At 52.5% G+C, this 21,499-nt stretch carries 22 protein-coding genes; 12 read left to right on the forward strand and 10 right to left on the reverse strand.

The window, feature by feature from the left end; translation table 11 throughout:
• Positions 1-497: 497 nt before the first annotated feature.
• Both ACLJR2_RS23085 and ACLJR2_RS23090 read left to right on the forward strand, forming a co-directional pair.
• Complete coding sequence (locus ACLJR2_RS23085; RefSeq protein ID WP_000985658.1) at positions 498-953, forward strand: DUF4385 domain-containing protein; 456 nt, start codon at positions 498-500, stop codon at positions 951-953.
• A gap of 103 nt (positions 954-1,056) precedes the next feature.
• Positions 1,057-2,358, forward strand: coding sequence for an MFS transporter (locus ACLJR2_RS23090; RefSeq protein WP_000807818.1), 1,302 nt, complete (start codon positions 1,057-1,059; stop codon positions 2,356-2,358).
• Here the strand turns inward: ACLJR2_RS23090 and ACLJR2_RS23095 are convergent.
• The 5 genes from ACLJR2_RS23095 to trxC all read right to left on the reverse strand — a co-directional run bounded on the left by ACLJR2_RS23095 (position 2,355) and on the right by trxC (position 8,079).
• Complete coding sequence (locus tag ACLJR2_RS23095; RefSeq protein WP_001264475.1) at positions 2,355-2,678, reverse strand: YfiM family lipoprotein; 324 nt, start codon at positions 2,676-2,678, stop codon at positions 2,355-2,357. The genes ACLJR2_RS23090 and ACLJR2_RS23095 overlap by 4 nt on opposite strands.
• A gap of 44 nt (positions 2,679-2,722) precedes the next feature.
• Positions 2,723-4,078: a CDP-diacylglycerol--serine O-phosphatidyltransferase gene (pssA, locus tag ACLJR2_RS23100; RefSeq protein WP_000949287.1), complete on the reverse strand. Its 1,356-nt coding sequence runs from the start codon at positions 4,076-4,078 to the stop codon at positions 2,723-2,725.
• 114 nt (positions 4,079-4,192) lie between these two features.
• On the reverse strand, positions 4,193-6,853 hold the full coding sequence (pat, locus tag ACLJR2_RS23105) for a protein lysine acetyltransferase (RefSeq protein WP_000082657.1): 2,661 nt from the start codon (positions 6,851-6,853) through the stop codon (positions 4,193-4,195).
• Positions 6,854-6,906: 53 nt separating this feature from the next.
• Positions 6,907-7,587: a tRNA-uridine aminocarboxypropyltransferase gene (gene tapT / locus ACLJR2_RS23110; RefSeq protein WP_000183637.1), complete on the reverse strand. Its 681-nt coding sequence runs from the start codon at positions 7,585-7,587 to the stop codon at positions 6,907-6,909.
• A gap of 72 nt (positions 7,588-7,659) precedes the next feature.
• Positions 7,660-8,079, reverse strand: a complete 420-nt coding sequence (trxC, locus tag ACLJR2_RS23115; protein ID WP_001098732.1) for a thioredoxin TrxC — start codon at positions 8,077-8,079, stop codon at positions 7,660-7,662.
• Between the two features lie 203 nt (positions 8,080-8,282).
• On the opposite strand from trxC, the gene ACLJR2_RS23120 reads away from it, so the two are divergent.
• The gene (locus tag ACLJR2_RS23120) at positions 8,283-9,320 is read left to right on the forward strand and encodes a tRNA/rRNA methyltransferase (protein WP_000997368.1); all 1,038 of its coding nucleotides are present in this window, start codon (positions 8,283-8,285) and stop codon (positions 9,318-9,320) included.
• 115 nt (positions 9,321-9,435) lie between these two features.
• Here ACLJR2_RS23120 and ung read toward each other — a convergent pair whose 3' ends face one another.
• Positions 9,436-10,125, reverse strand: coding sequence for a uracil-DNA glycosylase (gene ung / locus ACLJR2_RS23125; RefSeq protein WP_000179978.1), 690 nt, complete (start codon positions 10,123-10,125; stop codon positions 9,436-9,438).
• Between the two features lie 318 nt (positions 10,126-10,443).
• Between ung and grcA the strand changes: the two genes are divergently transcribed.
• Positions 10,444-10,827, forward strand: a complete 384-nt coding sequence (gene grcA / locus ACLJR2_RS23130) for an autonomous glycyl radical cofactor GrcA (RefSeq protein ID WP_000627811.1) — start codon at positions 10,444-10,446, stop codon at positions 10,825-10,827.
• Between the two features lie 61 nt (positions 10,828-10,888).
• On the opposite strand, the gene eamB is transcribed toward grcA, so the two are convergent.
• Positions 10,889-11,476 (reverse strand): cysteine/O-acetylserine transporter, encoded by a 588-nt coding sequence (gene eamB, locus ACLJR2_RS23135; RefSeq protein WP_000188415.1) that lies wholly within the window; start codon positions 11,474-11,476, stop codon positions 10,889-10,891.
• A 102-nt stretch (positions 11,477-11,578) separates the two neighbouring features.
• Here eamB and ACLJR2_RS23140 point away from each other — a divergent pair, with 102 nt between their 5' ends.
• On the forward strand, positions 11,579-12,478 hold the full coding sequence (locus tag ACLJR2_RS23140) for a LysR family transcriptional regulator (RefSeq protein WP_001535061.1): 900 nt from the start codon (positions 11,579-11,581) through the stop codon (positions 12,476-12,478).
• Between the two features lie 17 nt (positions 12,479-12,495).
• Here the strand turns inward: ACLJR2_RS23140 and srmB are convergent, their stop codons facing one another.
• Positions 12,496-13,830: an ATP-dependent RNA helicase SrmB gene (gene srmB / locus ACLJR2_RS23145; protein ID WP_000219174.1), complete on the reverse strand. Its 1,335-nt coding sequence runs from the start codon at positions 13,828-13,830 to the stop codon at positions 12,496-12,498.
• 130 nt (positions 13,831-13,960) lie between these two features.
• Between srmB and trmN the strand changes: the two genes are divergently transcribed.
• A complete protein-coding gene (gene trmN / locus ACLJR2_RS23150; protein WP_000083345.1) occupies positions 13,961-14,698 on the forward strand; it encodes a tRNA(1)(Val) (adenine(37)-N(6))-methyltransferase TrmN in 738 nt (245 codons plus the stop codon).
• Here trmN and nadB read toward each other — a convergent pair.
• Positions 14,683-16,305, reverse strand: a complete 1,623-nt coding sequence (nadB, locus tag ACLJR2_RS23155) for an L-aspartate oxidase (protein WP_001535060.1) — start codon at positions 16,303-16,305, stop codon at positions 14,683-14,685. The two genes, trmN and nadB, sit on opposite strands and share 16 nt — an antisense overlap.
• A 263-nt stretch (positions 16,306-16,568) precedes the next feature.
• Between nadB and rseD the strand changes: the two genes are divergently transcribed.
• The 6 genes from rseD (at position 16,569) to ACLJR2_RS23185 (ending at position 21,146) form a co-directional block, all read left to right on the forward strand.
• Positions 16,569-16,733 (forward strand): rpoE leader peptide RseD, encoded by a 165-nt coding sequence (gene rseD, locus ACLJR2_RS23160; protein ID WP_014344135.1) that lies wholly within the window; start codon positions 16,569-16,571, stop codon positions 16,731-16,733.
• On the forward strand, positions 16,730-17,305 hold the full coding sequence (gene rpoE, locus ACLJR2_RS23165; RefSeq protein WP_000003307.1) for an RNA polymerase sigma factor RpoE: 576 nt from the start codon (positions 16,730-16,732) through the stop codon (positions 17,303-17,305). The genes rseD and rpoE overlap by 4 nt, the downstream gene beginning before the upstream one ends.
• A gap of 31 nt (positions 17,306-17,336) precedes the next feature.
• Positions 17,337-17,987, forward strand: coding sequence for an anti-sigma-E factor RseA (gene rseA / locus ACLJR2_RS23170; RefSeq protein WP_001168374.1), 651 nt, complete (start codon positions 17,337-17,339; stop codon positions 17,985-17,987).
• Positions 17,987-18,943, forward strand: a complete 957-nt coding sequence (gene rseB, locus ACLJR2_RS23175) for a sigma-E factor regulatory protein RseB (protein WP_000812019.1) — start codon at positions 17,987-17,989, stop codon at positions 18,941-18,943. Before rseA ends, rseB begins: the two co-directional genes overlap by 1 nt.
• Positions 18,940-19,419, forward strand: a complete 480-nt coding sequence (gene rseC, locus ACLJR2_RS23180) for a SoxR-reducing system protein RseC (protein ID WP_000589087.1) — start codon at positions 18,940-18,942, stop codon at positions 19,417-19,419. The genes rseB and rseC overlap by 4 nt, the downstream gene beginning before the upstream one ends.
• A 497-nt stretch (positions 19,420-19,916) precedes the next feature.
• Positions 19,917-21,146 carry a tyrosine-type recombinase/integrase gene (locus tag ACLJR2_RS23185; RefSeq protein WP_001007936.1) on the forward strand — a complete coding sequence of 410 codons (1,230 nt, stop codon included), beginning with the start codon at positions 19,917-19,919 and terminating at the stop codon, positions 21,144-21,146.
• Here the strand turns inward: ACLJR2_RS23185 and xis are convergent.
• Positions 21,124-21,408: an excisionase Xis gene (gene xis, locus ACLJR2_RS23190; RefSeq protein ID WP_001670787.1), complete on the reverse strand. Its 285-nt coding sequence runs from the start codon at positions 21,406-21,408 to the stop codon at positions 21,124-21,126. The two genes, ACLJR2_RS23185 and xis, sit on opposite strands and share 23 nt — an antisense overlap.
• Between the last annotated feature and the right edge of the window lie 91 nt (positions 21,409-21,499).

Genomic DNA, 21,499 nt, shown 5'->3' on the forward strand with positions numbered 1-21,499 from the left:
ACTCAGAAGTGAAACGCCGTAGCGCCGATGGTAGTGTGGGGTCTCCCCATGCGAGAGTAGGGAACTGCCAGGCATCAAATAAAACGAAGGGCCCTGTCGGAAGACAGGGCCTTTTGTTTTATCTGTAGTCTGCCGGTGAGCACTCTCCTGAGGAGGACAAATCCGCCGGGAGCGGATTTGAACGTTGCGCAGCAACGGCCCGTAGGGTGGCGGGCAGGACGCCCGCCATAAACTGCCAGGCATCAGACAAGTGAAGAAGCCCATCCAGACGGACGGGCTTTTTTGCGTGTGCGGTAACTGTAAAAATGTAGGCCTGATAAGCGCAGCGCCATCAGGCAACCTGCACCGCCGGATGGCGGCTCCGCCTTATCCGGCCTACAGGAATTATCCCGCCTACGAAGTTGGTGCTCTTGTAGAACTGATAAGAGCACAACCCACCCAATCATTAACGATGAACTATCCTTTACACGTGCTTATATAAGCAGTGAGGATTTTCATTGGCTATCAAACCTTTTAACTACCAGCAGGACTTTTCCAGCATCGACTTCCGCCAGCAGCCTGAATTGTATCAGGTTGGACGAGGCGAGCAGGGGGTGCTACTGGTTGAACCCTACAAAAGCGAAATTCTTCCTTTCTGGCGCTATAAAGATAAAGCATCGGCGATGAAATCCGCAGAGCAAATCTACCAGTTGTTCGAAGCTTACCGGCAGCAGGATGATTTCGTTGGTATGGACATGGCGCGTAAATTTATTCAGATGGGATACACCCGCGCCAGGCGATACGCTAACTATAAAGGCGGTAAAAAGTATGCCGAAGACGGCAGCCTGAATACACGGGGTAATGATCCTATTAAGGCCGCGGCGGCAACGGTTTTCAAAGGTTGGTGGGATAAAATTCGTCAGGACGAAGACTATCTGAAACGGAAACGCCAGCATCAGGCACGGTGGGGATAAAAATTAGCAAACAAATAATTAACACTTTATTTACTTTTGGGTCTCGCGTAATCTGAATCTCCAAAATAAAAGGCCGATTAAGCCTGGCAACAAGGAGAACAGTATGGCAGAAATTATTCAGCGTATAGATAAAAACAACGCTGAGGCTCCGGAGATGCGGCGACGCATATGGGCTATCGTGGGGGCCTCTTCCGGAAACTTAGTGGAATGGTTTGATTTCTACGTCTACTCTTTCTGCTCGCTCTATTTTGCACATATCTTCTTTCCTTCTGGTAATACCACTACTCAGCTTTTGCAAACGGCAGGCGTCTTTGCCGCCGGTTTTTTAATGCGGCCTATCGGTGGTTGGCTGTTTGGACGCATTGCCGATCGACGCGGGCGCAAAGCCTCAATGTTGATTTCGGTGTGCATGATGTGCATGGGGTCGCTGGTGATTGCCTGCTTACCTGGTTACGATACCATCGGCACCTGGGCACCGGCGCTGCTACTTATTGCAAGGTTATTTCAGGGGCTCTCGGTAGGGGGAGAGTATGGGACCAGCGCGACATATATGAGTGAAGTTGCGCTTGAAGGTCGTAAGGGATTTTTCGCCTCGTTTCAGTATGTTACGCTTATCGGTGGCCAACTACTGGCATTGCTGGTCGTTGTGATTTTGCAGCAGGTTCTGGAAGATGCTGAGCTTCGTGCCTGGGGATGGCGTATTCCCTTTGCGCTGGGCGCCGTGCTGGCAGTTGTGGCGTTATGGCTACGTCGCCAGCTGGATGAAACCTCGAAGCATGAGACTCGCGCGTTAAAAGAAGCCGGTTCGTTGAAAGGTTTGTGGCGTAATCGCAAAGCCTTTTTGATGGTGCTTGGTTTCACCGCGGCAGGCTCGCTGTGCTTTTATACTTTCACCACCTATATGCAGAAATATCTGGTAAATACAGCAGGTATGCATGCCAATGTCGCCAGCGGCATTATGACGGTCGCGCTGTGTGTTTTCATGTTGGTACAGCCGTTATTCGGCGCGTTATCCGATAAGATTGGCAGGCGCACTTCTATGCTATGTTTTGGCGCGCTCGCGACGCTTTTCACCGTTCCAATTCTCTCCGCGTTGCAGAATGTGACGTCGCCTTATGCCGCATTTGCTTTAGTGATGTGCGCGCTATTGATTGTGAGTTTCTATACCTCGATTAGCGGGATCCTGAAAGCGGAGATGTTTCCGGCGCAGGTTCGCGCCCTGGGCGTCGGTTTATCTTACGCGGTAGCAAATGCGTTATTTGGCGGCTCTGCGGAATATGTCGCGCTGTCGCTAAAATCTGTCGGTATGGAGAGTTCGTTCTTCTGGTATGTTACCGCGATGGCCGTTCTGGCTTTCCTGGTTTCGCTGATGTTGCACCGTAAAGGAAAGGGCTTGCGCCTTTAGTATCGCGCCATTTGCCAGATAGCGTAACCGGTTGTCGCGCCAGCGACATCCCAGACAAAATCTTTCCAGCTCCAGCCGCTGCCTTCCGGGCGGCTGTCCCAGAGTTCTTTTGAGGCTCCGAGACTCAAAGAAAACATCAGCCCTATCGCTGTGCTGCGGTCAGGGCTTACTCCCTGGTGACGCGCATACTCATTACCGGCTGCCGATAGCATCGCTGATGCCATAAAATGTTGGGCTTTATCCTGACCGCTCCAGTGGTCGTTAGCCAGATGGCTGCACCCGGAGAGAAACAACACCGTAAAAGGAATCAACACGCGCACCAGTTCACTCCTAAGAGAAAACCCCGTACAGGACGGGGCTTCGATTACAGGATACGGCTAATTAATCTGTCGATGCGGATCCGGCGCAGGCGGCGAATCAATTTACGCACTTTTATCGGATAGTCGGCAATGCTCTGCAGGTCACGATAATGTTTTACGATGGTTGTGTGCGTTCGGATAAGTTCCAGCTCTTTTTCCCGCTGAGAGGCAAGCTCCTGCTTAGGGTCGTGGATCAGAATGGCGTTTTCCAGATCCAGACGCCAGGCGCGAGGATTCAGGTTGTTGCCGGTGAGTAGCATCCATTTATCATCTACCCACATCCCTTTCAAATGATAGGTATTGTCGTCATCTTTCCACAGACGCACCACAAGCTGATCGGTATTGACGTAATACTGTAAACGGCTCAGGAAGCGGCGCAGGTTAATCTCATAGAGATAGGGTAACGCGCCAATGATCTTGAACGGTTCATCTTCCGGAATGTAAAAATCATTCGCGGTTTTATCGCCAACAATGATTTCGACTTTCTTTCCGTCGCGCAGTAGCTGAATAATATTCCGCACCAGTACCGCTGGTAGATTGAAGTAAGGGGTACAAATGGTGAGCTTATGCTCCGCACAGGGCATGAGATGGAAAATGGTTTTGTTCAGCAGACTGGATTTGCCAAGCCCGACCAGCGGCGTAACGGAGAGCTGCTCGTCATTAGCGTCACCCTGAAAATGATATGACGCATCCCGCAACTCCTGACGGTATAAACGGATATCGTTTTTAATCTCCGGGCTTTTCGGACGCTGGGTATTATCCAGACGATTCACACCACGGCCATTCATCAGATTTTGCGTCACCCAGTCAAACATGATGTCTGCCATTTGCCGATTGCGAATCAGCTGGTAGCGATCGTAGCGATATTTGTCATGCTGATGGAGATAGACATCGTTCAGGCTGGCGCCGCTGTACAGGACGCTATCATCAATGATAAAGCCTTTAAAATGCAGTACGCCAAGCGCTTCTCGCGTATTAATCGGTACGCCGTAAACCGGGACATCAATGCCGGGGTTTTCCTGCGCTAGTCGGCAATACCAGTCTGCATTGGTATTCGAGGCCGCTGCGCCAATGCGCCCGCGTTGCGCGCGATGCCAGTCGACCAGCACCCTCACGTCCAGTTCAGGACGCTGCCGTTTAGCCGCATAGAGCGCGTCGAGTATACCTTTACCCCCATCGTCCTGTTCCAGATACAGGGCAACGATACAAATACGCTGCGTCGCGCTGGCGATTTTCTCCAGCAGTGTCTCCCGAAAAGTAGCAGGAGTATAAAAGAAATCTACATCATCAACTGACTGAGAAATCTTAGGGAGTTGGGCAAGGTGTTGTTGATGTTTATTACGCTTAAATTTTGACAACATCACAGTGCATTTCTTCTCTGTTCATTGAAGGGTCCTCTGTGCTATGCAGACGACATAAGCGAGCAATAATAACATCAGTACCCGTTAAAGTGGTCAACATTTCCAGTACATTACTCACGATTCATCACATTTGGCCAGATTTAGCGTCAATCCCACGATACCCTCGTCGAGCTGAATATCGACCTGAAATCCCAGTTTTCTGGCCAGCGCGACCATGCCGCGATTGTTCGGCATCGTAATACCGTTCAGCCGCTTCAATCCGTGATCGCGAGTATAGGCAATCAATTTCTCCATTAAACGGCGTCCTAAACCCAACCCTTTGAGATCTGAACGCACCAATACGGCAAACTCGGCATCTACGTTGTCAGGATCGGAGATCGCGCGCGTTACGCCGAGGATCTCTTCAGCGTTGTCCATCCGCCTCACGGCCACAAAGGCCATTTCTCGATCGTAGTCGATCTGCGTCATGTTGGCTAAATCTTCATGGGTGAATTCGTTGATCTCGCTGAAATAACGGTAGTAAAGATCCTCTTTGGTGACCTGTGCGATGAATTGTCGCAGCTGGGGCTCATCTTCCGGCAGGATAGGACGGAACAGGCAGCGATCGCCATTTTTCATCTCCACCCACTCTTCAAGCTGGTGGGGATAGGGGCGTACCGCAAGTCGACTTTCGTTATCGCCATCAAACGGGGCAATATCCAGCGTCACATCCAGCGCGGTAAACTCACTGGCGGAAGCCAGCAGCGGATGGATATCCAGACGCTGAATTTCCGGGCAGTCGACAATCAGGTTTGAAACCTGGACCAGCAGCTGGCTTAAACCGACAATATCCAGCGGACGCAGCGCGCTACGGGCGCGAATTTTCCGCTGTTTAATGCCCTGAATCACCAGATAGCGCGCCAGATTCATGTTGAGCGGCGGCAGCGCGACGACCGCCTGCTCTTCCGGACGCCACTCTACGCCGCCTTCACCCAACATAATCAAAGGACCAAACACCGGATCGTGCTCGACCACCACACGCAGCTCCTGCGCGCCGGCGCGGTTAGCCATGCTTTGTACCAGCAAACCGTGAATCCGCGCCTGCGGCCAGGCCATCTTTACACGATCGAAAATGGCGTTCGCGGCCTGTTGTACCTCGCTTGCGGTTCGCAGGTAAAGCATGACCCCCTGAACTTCAGATTTATGCGGAATGTCGGGCGAGCGCAGCTTGAGAGCTACCGGATAGCCTATCTGTTCGGCGATATGCACCGCTTCAGCGCTGTCGCTGGCAATCCAGGTTGGGAGCGTGTGCAGCCCATAGGCGTGTAAAATCGGCTGTACTTCATGGGTATCCAGTGAGGTGGCGCCTTCCGCAATCGCCCGCTGTAACAGATTATGCGCCTCAGCGGTATTGGACGTCAGGTTACTCGGCAACGCTGGCGTTTCTCGCAGTTGCTTCTGGTTACGCCGGTATTCCACCATATGCATAAACGCGGTAATCGTGCCTTCCGGCGTGCGGTAGGTTGGTAACCCGGCTTCGCTGAATAGCCGTCTTGCCTCCTGAGACGAGAACTCGCCGCACCAGTTTGTCAGCAACGTAACAAACTTGCCTCTGGGGTGGCGCTTAATCGTCTCGATCAGAGCATGGGCGCTTTCCGTACCCGGCGCGGCAGCGCTGGGAGAGTGGATAACCATAAGCGCGTCAAAATCCTGACTGGCGAGCAGGATATCCAGCGTTTTGACGTAATGTTCGCTGCTGGCGTCATCACACAGATCCAGCGGATTGGCAATATCAATGTGCGCGGGAAGCGACTGCCGTAGTTGCAGGCAGGTCTCTTCGCTCAACGTCGCCAGCTTACCGTTACGCGACCACAACTCATCTAACGCCAGCGCGGCAGGCGCGGCGCCATTGCTGATGATCATCAGTCTGTCGCCGCGTAGCGGACGCATATGGCTCAGTGTTTCGACGGCGGAAAAAAGCTCGTGCGTATCCTGGACTCGCAGCAGGCCTGCGCGCTGGATGGCCGCATCCCACGCAGGGTCCATTCCCGCGCTGGTATTAAGTAAACGCTGGGCTGCCGGGCTTCGGCCGCTTTTAATCACCAGAATCGGTTTGTTACGTGAAGCGCTACGGGCGGCGGAAACAAAACGGCGGGCGTCGCTTAACTGTTCCAGATAGAGCAAAATTGCGCTGGTCTTGCTATCGCGCGCCAGATAGTCCAGTAGTTCATCGACATCAATATCCAGGCTATCGCCCAGTGCGATAAAGTAGGAAAAGCCCATTTCACGCTGTTGCGCCCAGTCAAGAATAGTATTGGAAACGGCGGCAGACTGGGAAATAAAAGCGAGCTTGCCCTGTTTAATCGGGACGGGAGAAAAGCTGGCATTCAGCCCTTGCCACGGCGCGAGGAGCCCAAGACTGTTTGGACCCAGCAGACGCATTTTATAATGCCGGGCACTGGCAAGAAGTTCTTCATGTTGTGACGTGGGAGCAGAAAGGATAATGCACGTTTTACACCCTTTCGCGCCAAGCGCGTCCAGTAACGCCAGATTACGGCTGGCGTTAGTGCATAAAATAGCCAGATCGGGGGTGAAAGGAAGACTGGCGATATCCGGCCAGGCCATGACGCCTAAAACGGCTTTCCAGGCGGGCGTCACGGGAAGGACGGGGCCATTGAATCCGCCCGCCAACAAGTTACGCATCATCAGGTAACCCGCGCGGTGGGGCTTCATTGATGCGCCAATCACCGCGATCGATTTTGGTCGCAGTAGCGCTTCCAGTCCTTGCTGGCTCATACCGGTTTCCCTTACACAGAAGTGACCGGATAATTTTAAACGCTTTCGCTATTTTATGCTGTGACGTTTCCCGGATGTTGCGTTTTTCCTGCCAGATAGCGCGTTTTGAAACGGGTGAAATGTTCACCTAAACTGGTTGCCGCCTCGGTATCTCCCGCCAGATCTAACAACGCTATCGCGACTTCGGCGGTACAATATTGCCCTTCGGCATGGATTTCACGCAGACGATAAGCTGAAAGACGCGATAAATCGACGGAAATGACCGGCAGATGATCCAGATAAGGGCTTTTACGAAACATTTTACGTGCTTCGGGCCAGGTGCCGTCCAACATAATAAACAGCGGCGGTTTCCCGGCGGGCGGGGTGGAAATGACCTCGCGCGCTTCGCCGGCGTAGGACGCAGGAAAGACCACTATCGGCTGATAATCCGGATGCTGTATCAGCTCCAGCAACGCCTGCGGCGGCTCGGTACGCGACCACTGAAACGCCGCGGTATCCGGCAAAATATCGGCTATCAGCCGGCCGGTATTGCTGGGTTTCATCGGTTCAGTGTCAAACATGACCAGACAAAAACGGCTTTTCGCCTGAGAAGGCGTTAACGTATCACACAGGCAAGATTTTAGCGGCAGCAGGCAGCGTTGACAGCGGCGAACCCGATTGCCTCTGGCAAGAAAAGGGCGAGTAGCGCGCGCAAGCCGTTCGGCGCGTAACTGAAGGACAGCGTTATTGGTCATAGAAAGCGTTTGCGGAGAAAAACGCTATTGTGGCAGAGGTGAAAACGGGGCACAAGATGCGCCCCGTGGCGTTTACAGCGCTTCGTTCAGCCAGCTGTCGAAAGGCGCTTTAGGCACTGCGCCATTAAGCATATCGACCACCTGTCCATGTTTAAAAATCATAATCGTCGGGATGCTGCGGATACCGAAACGGGCGCTGAGTTCCCGTTCCGCCTCGGTATTCACTTTGACGAAACGGACTTTACCGCTGCGCTCTTCTGCGACATCCTCGAAGATTGGCGCAAAGTTACGGCAAGGGCCGCACCAGGGGGCCCAGAAGTCGATCACCACTGGAAGATCGTCCTTCAACAGTTTGTCCAGCGTTTCGCCGGTCGCATTAATGACTTCTCCGTCAAACAACTCATGACCGCAGCGTCCACATTTTGCCGCGTCCTGAAGCCGATCGTCGGGGATGCGGTTAATGGCCTGACAATGGGTACAAACGGTGTTCATAGCTAACCTCTGAATACGTCGGAAGACGTCCCGCTACGCGCGGGATGTTTCTATAATGTTACATATTATCGAGGAGTCTGTGCTAAACAACAATGTGTTTTATTCAATGAGTACAATAGTCGCAAGCTTTTAAACGAAATCATGGCTAACCGGATGCACATCGGGTAATCTTCGCGCTTCGCGCAGCGCTGGTGGAGAAAAGCATGAACGATGAATTAAAAAACAAAAGCGGCAAAGTCAAAGTGATGTATGTCCGTAGTGATGATGACTCTGATAAACGCACCCATAACCCGCGTACCGGGAAAGGGGGAGGCCGCCCAGCAAAGTCTCGCACTGACGGTGGACGTCGCCCCGCCCGTGATGAGCGAAATAATCAGAGCCGTGACCGTAAACATGAAACTTCGCCGTGGCGCACAGTGTCCCGCGCGCCAGGCGATGAAACGCCTGAGAAAGTCGATCATGGTGGTATTAGCGGTAAAAGTTTTATCGACCCTGAAGTTTTGCGTCGCCAGCGTGCGGAAGAGACACGCGTCTACGGCGAAAACGCCTGCCAGGCGCTATTCCAGAGCCGTCCTGACGCCATCGTGCGCGCATGGTTTATCCAAAGCGTAACGCCGCGTTTTAAAGAGGCGCTGCGCTGGATGGCGGCGAATCGTAAAGCCTACCATGTGGTGGATGAAGCCGAACTGGCAAAAGCTTCCGGGACTGAGCACCACGGCGGCGTGTGTTTCCTGATTAAAAAGCGTAACGGTACGACCGTTAAGCAATGGGTAAAGCAGGCGGCGGATCAAGACTGCGTGCTGGCGTTGGAAGATGTCGCTAACCCGCATAATCTGGGCGGCATGATGCGTAGCTGCGCGCACTTCGGCGTGAAGGGCGTGGTGGTACAGGATGCGGCGTTGCTGGAGTCCGGCGCGGCGATTCGTACTGCGGAAGGCGGGGCGGAGCATGTCCAGCCGATTACTGGTGAAAGCATTGTTGACGTACTGGATGATTTTCGTCAGGCGGGGTACACCGTGGTGACGACGTCCAGCGATCGCGGTCAGGCGCTCTTTAGTACGACCCTGCCGGAAAAGATGGTGCTGGTCTTAGGCCGTGAATATGACTACCTGCCGGAAGCGGCGCGCGAACCCGACGATCTGTGCGTGAAAATTAACGGCACCGGGAACGTGGAAAGCCTGAATGTGTCGGTTGCGACAGGCGTGCTGCTCGCCGAGTGGTGGCGACAGAATAAAGCGTAAGGGCTGCAGCCCGGTGACGCAACGCGCGCCGGGCCAATGATGTACTTCCTACCGCCCGGTCAGACAAGGCGCTTTCGCGCCGTTATCCGGGCGATAAAACGGCGAGTCGCCAACGTTATTCACTCTCAGCCGGTAATACTGGCGTCCAGTCGATAGTTTTCTCGCCGTGTTGTTCCAGCCATTGGTTCGTTAGCGCAAAATGGTTACAGCCAAAAAATCCGCGGTGCGCAGAGAGTGGCGAGGGATGCGGAGCTTTCAGAATATGGTGGCGCTGTGGATCAATAATCGCGCCTTTCTTCTGGGCGTGCGAGCCCCACAGCAAGAAGACGACCCCTTCGCGGTGTTGGTTAATCAGGCTTATCACTTTATCCGTAAAGGTTTCCCACCCCAGGCTGGCATGAGAGTGCGCCTGGCCTGCCCGTACCGTGAGCACCGTATTCAGTAACAGTACGCCCTGGCGCGCCCAGCTTTCCAGATAACCGTGCGCGGGGCGAACAAAGCCGGGAATGGAGGCTTCCAGCTCTTTGTACATATTCACTAATGACGGCGGGGGAGCGATCCCAGGACGCACGGAAAACGCCAGACCATGTGCCTGGCCGGGGCCGTGGTAAGGATCTTGTCCCAGGATCACCACCTTAACGTCGCCCAGTTCCGTGAAGCGAAAGGCATTAAACACATCTTTTTGCGGCGGGTAGACCGTGATACCCGACTGACGCTCGCCAGCAACAGTGTGAAGCGTATTGATAAAGTAAGGTTGCTGTTTCTCATCAGCCAGCACATCGTGCCAGGTTAACTCAGTCGCCATCTCGCTCTCCTGCGAATTTCCAGTTCCCTTAGCTTAACTGCTTCTTTCTGCAGTGCAAAATCCTGCGTGCTACAAAAACGGTTACCTACAAAAGATAGTTGAAAATTTATGTAAAAAGTTTATAGGCCTGAATGGTGTAAGTTGATGTAAAACAATTAATTCCCTTCATCACCCTTTTTATGGTGTGGTTTTTATTGATTTAAATCAAAGAATGAAGGGTGATCGAAGGGTATATATACACTCAAGCAACAATGGTTTTACCAATTGGCCGGGATTAGGCCGACCGAAATCAAATAATTTTGCCTGGGGAGGCATCACATGATTACAGGTATCCAGATTACTAAAGCCGCTAACGACGACCTGCTGAATTCCTTCTGGCTGCTGGACAGCGAAAAAGGCGAAGCGCGCTGCATCGTTGCAAAATCCGGCTTTGCTGAAGATGAAGTTGTGGCTGTCAGCAAACTGGGCGAGATTGAATACCGTGAAATTCCGATGGAAGTTAAACCGGAAGTACGCGTTGAAGGCGGTCAGCATCTGAACGTTAACGTTCTGCGTCGTGAAACTCTGGAAGATGCGGTTAAGCATCCGGAAAAATACCCGCAGCTGACTATTCGTGTTTCTGGTTATGCGGTGCGTTTTAACTCCCTGACGCCGGAACAGCAGCGCGACGTTATCGCTCGTACCTTTACCGAAAGCCTGTAAGGCTTATCCGGTAATAACAAGCGGAAGAGGCCGGGCCTTTTCCGCTTTTGTTTTATTTGGGTCAGTAAAAAATCCGCACCGCGCAGTACACCAGCAGTAACGCCAGAATGATATTTAACTGGCGACCATAATGGCGAAACGCCCGCTGAAACAGATGTCCCGCCAGCGCCCAGCACACATTACCGAACGTGCCGATCAATGCCAGCAATATACTGACGCCGATGACCCAGTTCAGCGCCTGCGTTTGCGGTAAAACAAATGTAGACAGAGCGGTAATGCCGTACAGAATAATTTTGACGTTCACAAACTGCAGGCCAAAGCTTACCCAAAAGCCAACCGGTTTTGGTCTGACATTCTCATCCGCCGCTGGACTGGTAGCAATTTTCCACGCCAGCCACAGGATATACGCAGCCCCCACCCAACTGAGTAAATGAATGATTGCCGGATCGATAACCGCAAGGGAAAACGCGATCCCGGCGCACAGCAGCATGACGACCAAAAATCCCAGACTCATACCTGCCAGTACACGAATACTCTGCCGAAAACCATGTGCAGTTGCTGCGCTAAGCGCGAGAATATTGTTTGGGCCGGGGGTAAGGGCGGTGATTAATGTATAAGTCCAGAAAGCGCTTAAAAGCATCGGTGTCACTTGTCATCTCCTCTGTTTTAGCAGACAGTACCCGATATGAAATATTTAAAAAAATGAATGTTTTTTAATTCTGAATTCGAGATTTTCGATAGGTTGGTGGTTATGGATCTGCGTCGGTTTATTACGCTGAAAACGGTAGTGGAAGAGGGCTCGTTTCTACGGGCTTCGCAAAAGCTGTGCTGTACTCAGTCGACGGTAACTTTTCATATTCAACAGCTTGAACGTGAGTTTTCCCTGCAACTGTTCGAGAAAATAGGGCGCCGAATGTGCCTGACCACTGAGGGGAAAAAGCTGATGCCGCATATCCATGAACTGACGCGTGTGATGGAGTCGATTCGTGAAGCCGCAAGACAGGATGCGGAACCCGGCGGAGAGCTGCGCGTGGCGACAGGTGAAACCTTACTGGCGTACAAAATGCCGCAGGTTTTACAACGCTTTAAGCTGCGAGCGCCGAATGTCAGATTGTCGCTACAATCGCTGAATTGCTATGTGATACGTGATGCGTTGCTGAATGACGAGGTCGATCTGGGCGTTTTTTATCGCGTAGGCAATGATGACGCGCTCACGATGCAGCAACTGGGGGAGCAGTCGCTGGCGCTGGTGGCCTCTCCACTGCTACAGGATGCTGATTTTACGCAGCCAGATCAGCATATCCCCTGTAGCTTCATCATCAATGAACCGCAATGTGTCTTCCGCCAGCTGTTTGAAAGTACGCTACGGCAGAGGCGGATTACGCTGGAAAACACCATTGAACTGTGGAGTATTGAAAGCATTAAACAGTGTGTGGCTGCTAACCTGGGCATCAGCTTTTTACCACGTTTTACCGTTGAACGAGAACTTAGTACCGGTCAGTTGAAAGAGCTGCCGTTTGGCGCGCCGTCGCTATCGATCATGGCGCTGTGCGCCCATCATGCCGGGAAAGCGGTCAGCCCGGCAATGCAGATATTTATGCAGTGTATGGAGGCGTGTTTTACCGTGGAAGATAAAAAAATGCCGGGTTAACGAACCCGGCATTATCATCACTCTTCGCTGGATTGCTCCTGCATTTTCGTACCGCTTGGCTTGCGGCGCTTACCGATATTTTTTGTATCGCGGTGACGTTTCTTCACGCGCGGCTTCTCTTTTTCTTTCTCTTTTTTCTTCTCGGCGCGTTTCGCCAGCACTTTTTTCGACGGTTTGCCGGTCAGCTTTTCGCTTGGCGCACGCGTGGTCGGGCGAAGCTCATCAATGACGCGCGCTTTTAGCGGCTCTTCGATGTAGCGACCGATTTTCAGCAGCAACAGATGGTCGTGGGCTTCTACCAGCGAGATTGCAGTGCCTTTGCGACCCGCACGGCCTGTACGACCAATGCGATGCAGATAGGTATCGCCACTGCGCGGCATGTCGAAGTTAATGACGTGGCTGACGTCAGGAATATCAATCCCGCGTGCCGCGACGTCGGTCGCGACCAGGACGTTAACGCGACCGTCGGTGAGACGCTTAATACCTTCGTTACGTTTGATCTGCGCCATCTCACCTTCAAGATAGCAATTGTTGATCCCTGCCAGACGCAGCGTTTCAGCCAGTTCATGGACGCGTTCACGTTTACGTACAAACACGATAGAACGGGTTGCATCGTCTTGTTTTAGCAGGTGCTTCAACAGCGCAACTTTATGTTCGAAATTGTCGGCACGGTAGTACCACTGGTGAATTTTCTTACGCTCGCGGGTTGACGGATTGGCGGAAACCTCAACCGGGTCTTCCAGCAGACGCTCGGCAAAATCTTTAATCGCATCGCCTTCCAGCGTGGCGGAGAACAGCATCGTCTGTTTACGCCAGCGGGTCTCACCAGCGATATGTTCAATGTCCTGAGCGAAGCCCATGTCGAGCATCCGGTCAGCTTCGTCAAGGATCAGTGTTTCAACCGCCCGGCAGTCAAAGTTCTCTTCTTTTATATATTGCAGCAGACGGCCCGTCGTGGCGACCACGATATCCTGGTTTTCGCTAAACACTTCAGCATGGTTCATATAGGCCACGCCGCCGGTAATCGTGGCGATATCCAGATGAGTATGCTTAGCCAGTTCACGAGCGTGATCGGCAACCTGCATTGCCAGTTCGCGGGTTGGCGTCAGGATCAGAATACGCGGCGGCCCCGATTTTTTACGCGGAAAGTCGAGCAGGTGCTGCAACGCCGGCAGCAGATATGCCGCCGTTTTACCGGTGCCTGTCGGCGCAGAACCGAGTACATCACGGCCATCGAGCGCAGGCGGAATGGCGGCAGCCTGAATGGCGGTCGGGCGAGTGAAACCTTTATCCTGGAGGGCATCCAGCAGGCTTTCGTCGAGTTCAAGTTCGGAAAAAGTCGTTACAGTCATGTTCTACCTCTGTGTGGGGCGCTGATTATAGACGTTATGGCCGCAATCTTCATCTGTTTGTATGGATATCCCTTCTCAGGTATTGTTTTCACTCGGCGCTGTCGCCGTTTTTTTGCAAGGTTGTTTTTACATGTCTCAGTCTGGCTCCGTTCTTCGTCGTAACGGATTTACGTTTAAACAGTTTTTTGTCGCACACGATCGGTGTGCGATGAAAGTGGGAACTGACGGTATTTTACTCGGGGCGTGGGCGCCGGTCGCGGATGTAAAGCGAATTCTGGATATCGGTACTGGAAGCGGTCTGCTGGCGTTAATGCTGGCGCAGCGGACGGATGACAATGTGCCTATTGACGCCGTGGAACTGGATGCCGGGGCTGCCATGCAAGCGCAGGAAAACGTGGCTCACTCTCCCTGGCCGCATCGAATAACGGTGCATACTGACGATATTCAGAGTTGGGCGCCTCGCCAGACGGTACGCTTTGATCTTATTATCAGCAACCCGCCTTATTACGAACCCGGTGTGGAATGCGCCACGCCGCAGCGGGAGCAGGCGCGTTACACCGCTACGCTGGATCACCAGACGTTATTGGCTATTGCGGCGGATTGTATTACCGAAGATGGCTTTTTTTGCGTAGTCTTGCCGGAACAAATAGGTAACGCTTTTACGCAGCAAGCGCTCAACATGGGATGGCATTTGCGGCTACGTACTGACGTTGCGGAAAACGAAGCGCGCTTGCCGCACCGGGTTTTGCTCGCATTCTCCCCGCAAGCCGGGGAGTGCTTTAGCGACAGATTAGTAATTCGCGGGTCAGACCAGCATTATTCTGAAAGTTATACGGCGCTGACCCAGGCATTTTATCTGTTTATGTGAGGCGTTAACGGCGAAAGGATCGATGGGCCTGATTCAGCCAGTTGTTGCGGATAATCCAGCGTAAAGTGCAGCCCCCGGCTCTCTTTACGCATCATCGCGCAACGCACAATCAGTTCGGCCACTTGCACCAGATTGCGCAGCTCCAGTAAATTATTCGAGACGCGAAAGTTGGCGTAATACTCGTCAATCTCTTGTTGCAACATAGTAATACGCCGTAGGGCGCGCTCCAGCCGTTTCGTCGTGCGCACAATCCCCACATAGTCCCACATCAGCAGACGCAGTTCGTGCCAGTTATGCTGAATCACCACCCGCTCATCGGCGTTCTCCACGCGGCTTTCATCCCAGGCGGGAAGGACGTCAACGCTGTGGACAGAAGGCATTCGCCTGTCGATATCCATTGCTGCGGACCAGCCGTACACTAAGCATTCCAGCAACGAGTTGGATGCCATACGGTTAGCGCCGTGCAGGCCGGTGTAACTGACTTCGCCAATGGCATATAAGCCGTCTACATCGGTACGACCATAATCATCGACGACTACGCCGCCGCAGGTATAGTGTGCGGCAGGAACAACGGGAATCGGTTCTTTGGTTAAATCCATCCCCAAATCGAGCAGTTTCGCATAGATCATCGGGAAGTGCTGGCGGATAAAATCGTCAGGCTTGTGGCTGATATCGAGAAACATACAGTCTGCGCCGAGTCGTTTCATCTCATGATCAATAGCGCGGGCGACAATATCGCGCGGCGCCAGTTCCCCGCGTTCGTCAACGTCCGGCATAAACCGTGAACCGTCCGGACGTTTAAGGTATGCGCCTTCGCCACGCAGCGCTTCGGTAAGGAGAAAATTACGCGCCTGCGGGTGATAAAGGGCGGTGGGATGAAACTGGTTAAATTCCAGATTAGCGACCCGACAGCCTGCGCGCCAGGCCATCGCGATACCGTCGCCGGAGGAAATATCCGGGTTAGTGGTATATTGATACACCTTTGAGGCGCCGCCGGTCGCCAGCACCACCGACTTCGCATGACAGGTTTCAACCCACTCTTTATTGCGATTCCAGATCCAGGCGCCGACGACCCGGCGAGGCCCCGGCAGACCCATTTTATCGGAGATAATTAAATCAACGGCGTTGCTGCGTTCCAGCACCTGAATATTAGGATGATTTTGTGCCCGACTGACCAACGTGGTTTCGACTTCCTTTCCGGTAGCGTCGGCGGCATGAAGGATACGGCGATGACTATGGCCGCCTTCACGCGTGAGATGATAGCTCTCCTTGCCGTTTGGCTGGACATGCGTATCAAACAGGACGCCCTGATCGATAAGCCACTGCACGCAGGTACGGGCGTTGCTGGCGACAAACTCCACCGCGTGGCGATCGCAAATTCCGGCGCCGGCAATCAGCGTATCTTCGACATGTGACGCAATACTGTCGGTTTCATCAAACACGGCGGCAATACCGCCCTGCGCATAAAACGTGGAGCCCTCGCTCACCGGCCCTTTACTCAGGACGATAATCTTATGTTTTTCAGCCAGACGCAGCGCCAGCGAGAGTCCGGCCGCGCCGCTGCCGATAATTAACACATCACAGGACAGTTCAGGAGTTGTCATCATGGTTCTTGTTTAATTTACTAAACATGGTTGCGGCAGATTAGCACTATATGGCGCTAAAAAGCACGTTATGATTTCAAAAGTGTTGTGCTTATTAAACATAAAATAAAAATACGGCGAGAGATAAACGGCAAAAAATATTTTATAGGGCAGGGTGTTAGCGTCGGATTTTGTAGTGAAATAAAGATGCTGTTAGGTTACTCTGCAAACGACGAAATGGGCATTTCTGTACAGATAGTGCGTTGTTCAGCATCTGTAGACTTATAATGGAAGATAAGACCTGTCTACAACATGACAAACAAAAACAAATGCGTAACGGAACTTTACGAAACATAGACACTCTAACCTGTTGCTTGCTCATAGTGCGGCTTATGGAGTGGCGTTTCGAAAGCGCGTGGAAATTTGGTTTGGGGAGACATTACCTCGGATGAGCGAGCAGTTAACGGACCAGGTCCTGGTTGAACGGGTCCAGAAGGGAGATCAGAAAGCCTTTAACTTACTGGTAGTGCGCTACCAGCATAAAGTGGCGAGTCTGGTTTCCCGCTATGTGCCATCGGGCGACGTTCCCGATGTCGTACAGGAATCATTTATTAAGGCCTATCGCGCGCTGGATTCTTTCCGGGGGGATAGCGCTTTTTATACCTGGTTGTATCGTATTGCGGTCAATACCGCGAAGAACTACCTGGTTGCGCAGGGGCGTCGTCCGCCTTCCAGTGATGTAGACGCGATTGAAGCAGAAAACTTTGAAAGCGGCGGCGCGCTGAAAGAAATTTCGAACCCTGAGAACTTAATGTTGTCAGAAGAACTGAGACAGATAGTTTTCCGAACTATTGAGTCCCTCCCGGAAGATTTACGTATGGCAATCACCTTACGGGAGCTGGATGGCCTGAGCTATGAAGAGATAGCGGCTATCATGGATTGTCCGGTGGGGACGGTGCGTTCACGTATCTTCCGGGCGCGGGAAGCTATTGATAATAAAGTTCAACCGCTTATCAGGCGTTGACGATAGCGGGATACTGGAAAAGGTATTAGGCATGCAGAAAGAAAAACTTTCCGCTTTGATGGATGGCGAAACGTTGGATAGTGAGCTGCTCAAAGCGCTTACGCACGACCCGGAAATGCAGAAAACCTGGGAGAGTTATCACCTGATCCGCGATTCAATGCGGGGGGATACGCCTGACGTTCTCCATTTCGATATATCCGCTCGCGTGATGGCCGCTATTGAAAACGAGCCAGTACGTCAGGTGTCGCCATTAATCCCTGAGGCCCAACCCGCTCCGCAGCAATGGCAGAAAATGCCGTTCTGGAAAAAAGTACGTCCGTGGGCGGCGCAGCTTACCCAAATGGGCGTGGCGGCGTGCGTTTCACTTGCAGTTATCGTCGGTGTCCAGCACTATAATGGGCAATCTGAAACATCCCAACAACCTGAAACGCCGGTTTTCAATACCCTGCCTATGATGGGGAAAGCCAGCCCGGTAAGTCTGGGAGTGCCTTCTGAAGCAGCGCCTGTCGGCAGTCAGCAACAGCAGGTACAGGAGCAGCGTCGTCGCATTAATGCCATGTTGCAGGACTATGAACTGCAGCGCCGACTGCACTCCGAACAGCTTCAGTTTGAGCAGGCGCAAACCCAGCAAGCCGCGGTACAGGTGCCAGGAATCCAAACTTTAGGAACGCAATCGCAGTAATGAAGCAACTTTGGTTTGCCATGTCCCTTGTGGCGGCTAGCCTGTTCTTCTCAGCAAACGCCTCGGCCGACCCTGCGTCCGGGGCGTTATTGCAGCAGATGAACATCGCCAGTCAGTCACTGAATTACGAGCTGTCATTCGTCAGCATCACGAAACAAGGCGTTGAATCTCTACGTTATCGACACGCACGCCTGGATAGTCGCCCGCTTGCGCAATTGCTACAGTTGGACGGTCCCCGCCGGGAGGTCGTACAGCGTGGTAATGAAATCAGTTATTTTGAACCGGGCCTTGAGCCGTTCACCCTGAACGGTGATTATATTGTCGATTCTCTGCCTTCCCTGATTTACACCGACTTCAAGCGCCTGGCGCCTTACTACGACTTTATTTCTGTCGGACGCACCCGTATCGCAGACAGATTGTGCGAAGTTATCCGCGTTGTGGCGCGCGATGGTACGCGTTACAGCTATATCGTCTGGATGGACATGGACACCAAACTACCGATGCGCGTTGATCTGCTGGATCGCGATGGCGAGACGCTGGAGCAGTTCCGCGTTATTGCGTTCACGGTGAGTCAGGATATCGGCAGCAACATGCAGGCGCTGGCGAAGGCGAATCTGCCGCCGCTGCTTTCTGTTCCCGGTGGCGAAAAAACGAAATTTAACTGGAGTCCATCCTGGGTGCCGCAAGGCTTTAGCGAAGTTTCCAGTAGCCGTCGTCCGTTGCCGACGATGGATAACCTGCCTATCGAATCGCGGCTTTATTCTGACGGTCTGTTTAGCTTTTCCGTCAATGTGAACCGGGCGACGCAAAACAGCAGCGATCAGATGCTGCGCACCGGGCGCCGAACGGTTTATAGCAGCGTTCGCGACAACGCGGAAATCACCATTGTCGGCGAGCTTCCGCCGCAAACGGCGAAGCGCATTGCCGACAGTATCAAATTCAGGGCAGTACAATGATTAAAGAGTGGGCAACCGTTGTCTCCTGGCAGAATGGTCAGGCGGTGGTGAGCTGCGACGTTAAAGCGTCATGCAGCAGCTGCGCCTCCCGTGCGGGATGCGGCAGTCGCGTGCTGAATAAATTAGGGCCGCAAACCACGCATACCATTGTTGTGCCAAGCGCGGAGCCGCTGGCGCCGGGGCAGAAAGTCGAGTTGGGCATCGCCGAAAAAAGCCTTTTAGGTTCGGCGTTGCTGGTCTATATGTCGCCTTTAGCGGGGCTATTTCTTTGTGCGGCGCTTTTTCAGATGCTGTTTGGATCTGACCTTGCCGCATTAAGCGGGGCCGTGCTGGGCGGCGTGGGCGGTTTTCTGGTTGCCCGCGGCTATTCCCGAAAACTGGCGGAGCGCGACGCCTGGCAGCCGGTGATTTTAAACGTTGCCCTCCCACCGGACCTTGTTCGCGTCGAAACTACCTCAATCGAAACGCGCCAGTAAACGTTTTGCCCAACGGTACACCTGCCGCGTTGGGTTGTTGTCCCGATAAGCATGCGCTTTTCCTGCGTTGCGGTGTTTTACAGGAAAAAAGCGAGGCGTTTTCCAGTTCCCGCTCTCCTTACACTATGAACATTTCCTCGCCTTAGCGTTGTAGTGTAGAATGCGGCGTTTCAGTTAAAACAGACGTTAAGCTCAGAACAGCGACCTCTAAAGTCTGGTCAACCAGGCGTAAGGCATAATAATTTATCTCTATGAAGAACATACGTAACTTTTCGATCATTGCTCACATCGATAATTGATACCCCGCCACCCTCCGCAAACCTACGACAAAATCCTCTCAAGATCCCTGCAAAATAAGCGCTCACAAAAATGATACTGGTTGCATGTACAGTCAACCTACGACATCATGAGTCATGGTTTTTGTGTCCACCAGTGCGTCCATATCCTATGATGGACACAGAATCTTCCGTTCTGATGGACACATGCAGGGATAAATCATGGCTATTTCAGATAGTTATCTAAAGTCGTGCCTCGGGCGCGAACGCGATAAAGTTGAAGAGAAGGCAGACCGGGACGGTCTGTGGGTGCGCATTTCCAAAAAGGGCGCCGTCACTTTTTTCTACCGATTCCGTTTCCTGGGTAAGCAGGACAAGATGACGATCGGCAGTTACCCTGAATTCGGGTTGAAGGCCGCGCGCGAAGAGGTAACTAAGTGGGCCGCCATTCTTGCCCGTGGAGAAAATCCGCGGATCAGGCAAGGCCTCGATAAAGCTAAAATCAACAGCCAGTACACATTCGAGGAACTTTTCAGAGAATGGCATGCGATGGTATGCGTTCAGAAAGAAACATCCGATCAAATACTGCGTTCGTTTGAGCTGCATGTATTCCCTAAGCTGGGTAAGTATCCAGCGCATCAGTTGACGCTGCACAACTGGCTTACAGTTCTGGACCGACTGGCGCAGGGATACACTGAGATCACCCGGCGAGTAATTAGTAACGGTCGGCAGTGCTACTCATGGGCAGTGAAGCGCCAGTTGCTTGAGGTTAACCCACTTTCTGAAATGTCCGGTCGTGATTTTGGTATTCAGAAGAAAATGGGGGAGAGAACACTGGATCGCAAAGAAATTGCGATTGTCTGGCGAGCTATTGAGGATTCCCACCTTATTGAGCGAAACAAGATCCTTTATAAATTGTCTCTGATATGGGCGTGCAGGGTCGGTGAACTCCGTCAGGCTGAAGTTTCTCATTTCGATTTTGAGGAAGGCGTCTGGACCGTGCCGTGGGAAAATCATAAAACGGGACGGAAAAGTAAGAAGCCGATAATCCGCCCGATCATCCCTGAAATGCTCCCGCTGATACAACGAGCCATTGAGTTGGCGCCGGGCCGTTTTGTTTTCTCAAAATATGCAGACAAGCCGATGAGCGAAGGCTTTCATATGAGCATCAGCAGCAACCTTGTTAAGTTCATGCTGAAGGCTTATAACGAGCAGGTTCCGCACTTTACGATCCATGATCTACGCAGAACTGCGCGAACGAATTTCTCCGAGCTGACTGAACCACATATTGCTGAGATGATGCTCGGGCACAAACTGCCTGGAGTGTGGTCGGTATACGACAAATACACCTATATCGAAGAAATGAGAGAAGCTTATAGTAAATGGTGGGCCCGACTGATGAGCATCATCGAGCCCGATGTTCTGGAGTTCACGCCACGTCAGACCGGATGAGTCGACCTTTGTTGTCACGGGGCAGATTCAGATGCGACATTGGACGGCGTGTTGGTCGTGACATTTCCCTGACCTGCCACTCATTGACTTTGGTTTTAAGCCATTTGTTGGAGCCACCCATATATGAACAGTCAGGCTCCGGGAATGGGTTGTTGTCGCTTGGTCGCTTACGGTAACGCTCCAGCGTCCTGGAAGAAATCCTGAGCTGGCAGCAAATTTCGCGGGTGCTCATCAATTCAAAGTCTCTAATTTTTTTGCTCATCGTTTTCTCCAGTGGCCCCGCAGCGGGCCATCGCTAATATTCAGTTTGCCTGTGCTGGCAGATTTCTAAGTTTCCGGACGCCGATCATTGC

It is taken from the genome of Salmonella sp. SAL03688 (genome assembly GCF_046551895.1).
GTDB lineage: Bacteria > Pseudomonadota > Gammaproteobacteria > Enterobacterales > Enterobacteriaceae > Salmonella > Salmonella enterica.